At 66.3% G+C, this 2,536-nt stretch carries 2 protein-coding genes and 2 pseudogenes; all 4 read left to right on the top strand.

Annotated elements, in window-relative coordinates; translation table 11 throughout:
- Positions 1–131 precede the first annotated feature (131 nt).
- Positions 132–725 (top strand): annotated as a pseudogene (locus JCM9942_RS13925) (M15 family metallopeptidase); the annotation flags it as partial.
- 55 nt (positions 726–780) lie between these two features.
- Positions 781–1,160, top strand: a pseudogene (locus JCM9942_RS13920) (hypothetical protein).
- A gap of 221 nt (positions 1,161–1,381) precedes the next feature.
- A complete protein-coding gene (locus JCM9942_RS13915; RefSeq protein ID WP_054660413.1) occupies positions 1,382–1,741 on the top strand; it encodes an EF-hand domain-containing protein in 360 nt (119 codons plus the stop codon).
- A gap of 82 nt (positions 1,742–1,823) precedes the next feature.
- The coding region (locus JCM9942_RS13910; RefSeq protein ID WP_054660411.1) for an HAD family hydrolase at positions 1,824–2,536 on the top strand (713 nt) is incomplete at its 3' end.

Genomic DNA, 2,536 nt, shown 5'->3' with positions numbered 1-2,536 from the left:
ATCACGGTGAGGGAGGCTGGCATGGTTTTTTTCGCGTACCGGTGGCTGGGGGCTGCTGTTGATGGCGGCCAGTGCCGGCGCCGCCCCGGCGGTATCGCCGGCCAGTGGTCCGCAGCAGGCCGGCCATGCGCGATGTGGCCACGCTGGCGCCGGGGTTCGACCTGGAGATGCGCTACGCCGGCAGCGACAACTTCACCGGCCGTCCGGTGCCCGGTTACGAGGCGCCACACTGCTATCTGCTCGACGCCCCGGCGCAGGCCCTGGCACGGGTACAACGCGCCTTGCAGGCGCAAGGCCATGCCTTGCGTCTGTACGACTGCTATCGGCCGGTGCGCGCGGTGCAGGCCTTCGTGGTCTGGGCGCATGATCCGGCCGACCAGCAGGCCAAAGCCCGCTACTACCCGAACATCGACAAATCCCGGCTGCTGGACGGCTATATCGCCGAGCACTCCGGGCACAGCCGCGGTGCCACGGTCGACCTAGGTCTGCTCGATTGCCGCCAGGGGCCGTGTGTTGCACTGGACATGGGCACCGGCTTCGACCACTTCGACCTGAAGGCGCATACCGACAGCCCGGACATCAGCGCCGCGCAACGCGCCAACCGCCAGCTGCTGGTCGCCGCGATGCAGGCCGAGGGTTTTGCCAACTACCCGATGGAATGGTGGCATTTCACCTTCCAGCCCGAGCCCACGCCCGACACCGCCTACGATTTCCCGGTGCAGTGACGCCGGTGCCGGCGGGTAGACTGCGTGTCCCTGTTCCGGAGCGGTCGACGCGCCCATGAATCTGGTTCTGCATTTCGGCCTGCTGGGCTCGCTGGAGCGGCGCTGATCGCGCTGGCGATCGGTTTCGTCGTGTTCGCGCTGTGGTGGCAGGTCTGCCGGCGCAACGGGCTGTCACACGGGCACGCGATCGCCTGGGCCAGCCTGATCGCCTGTGCCCTCGCCGCGGGCGTGGACAGCTGGAACCTGTTCTATCTGGGCATGGTGCGGCTGGAGTCGCCGCTGTACGCGCGCCTGGCGCTGGCCGGCATCCACGATCCGGATCAACTGGGCCTGCGGGTGCTGCTGGAAGTGCTCGGTGCGGTGATCGGCGTCGGGCTGGGTTGGTGGTGGTTCATCTCGCGCCATCAGCCTTCTGACGACAGCGATGTCGCTTAAATACCGTTCCAATCGCATATCAGCGCGATGGGTGGAACGCTTGAATGCGCCGCTTACTTTCCTGTCACGAGGCGCTAACGCCGCAGTAGCCGCTGCTGGTGCGACAAGGGTTAAGGCAATGTCTTTCGCTGTTTTCCAGCGACAAGACCGTTCAGCCAAGGCTTGTCAGGGTTGGTTCCGCGCAGTTGATGCGCTTTTCCAAGCTGACGAGGAAATACCCGATGACCCTTCGTAATCGAACCCCGCTGTTCGCCCTGGTTGCTGTGGTGGGTTCGGCGCTGGCGCTGCCGGCGATGGCGCAAAGTGCCGCCCAAGAGCAGGCTGCCGCCGCACAGGTCCAGGCACAGCAGGCGCAGGAAGCTGCCGCGGACGCTTCCGCGCATGCGGCCCAGGCCTCGGCGGCGGCCAATGGCGGCCAGACTTGGGCCAGCATGGACGCCGACAGTGACGGCAGCATCAGCAAGACCGAGGCGCAGGCCAATGCAGGGTTGGCGCAGGTGTTCGAGCAGGCCGACAGCGACAAGGACGGCCTGCTGACCCCGGACGAGTACCGCAGTTACGTCGCGGCCCAGCAGAACTAGGCCGCCCCGCGGTGAGGGAGGAAAGGGCGGCCGCTGCCGCCCTTTTCTTTGAGCTGCCTGCGGCCGGGTTTATCCTGTGCCCATGAACAGCGCAGACATTTCCGCCATCGGCCTGGTCGGCTTCGATGGTGATGACACGCTCTGGAAGAGCGAAGACTACTACCGCGCCGCCGAGCAGGAATTCGAGAGCATCCTTGGCCACTACATCGACCTGCACGACGCCGGCACCGCCCAGCACCTGTTGAAGGTGGAGCGCCGCAACCTGGCCGTGTTCGGTTATGGCGCCAAGGGTATGACCCTGTCGATGCTGGAAGCGGCCATCGAACTGACCGGCGAGAAGATCTCCGCCACGCACCTGCACCAGATCATCGAGATCGGCCGCCGCACCCTGCAGCATCCGGTGGATGTCATCGACGGCGTGCGCGAGGCGGTGGCGGCCATTGCCGCCGACTATCCGGTGGTGCTGATCACCAAGGGCGATCTGTTCCACCAGGAGCAGAAGATCGAGCGCTCCGGGCTGCGGGATCTGTTCCCGCGCATCGAGATTGTTTCGGAGAAGGACCCCGCCACCTATGCGCGGGTGCTGGCCGAGTTCAACCTGCCGGCCGAGCGCTTCGTGATGATCGGCAACTCGCTGCGCTCGGATATCGAACCGGTGCTCGGTCTGGGCGGCTGGGGCATCCATACCCCGTATGCGGTGACCTGGGCGCATGAAGCCGAGCACGGGGTGTCGGCCGATGCGCCGCGGCTGCACCAGGCCGATACCGCCCACCAGTGGCCGGACGCGGTGCGTGC

Origin of the sequence: Stenotrophomonas pictorum JCM 9942, assembly GCF_001310775.1 — a bacterium.
Taxonomy (GTDB): domain Bacteria; phylum Pseudomonadota; class Gammaproteobacteria; order Xanthomonadales; family Xanthomonadaceae; genus Stenotrophomonas; species Stenotrophomonas pictorum.
Note: the sequence above shows the minus strand (reverse complement) of the source record. Positions and strands in the feature narration are given on the sequence as shown.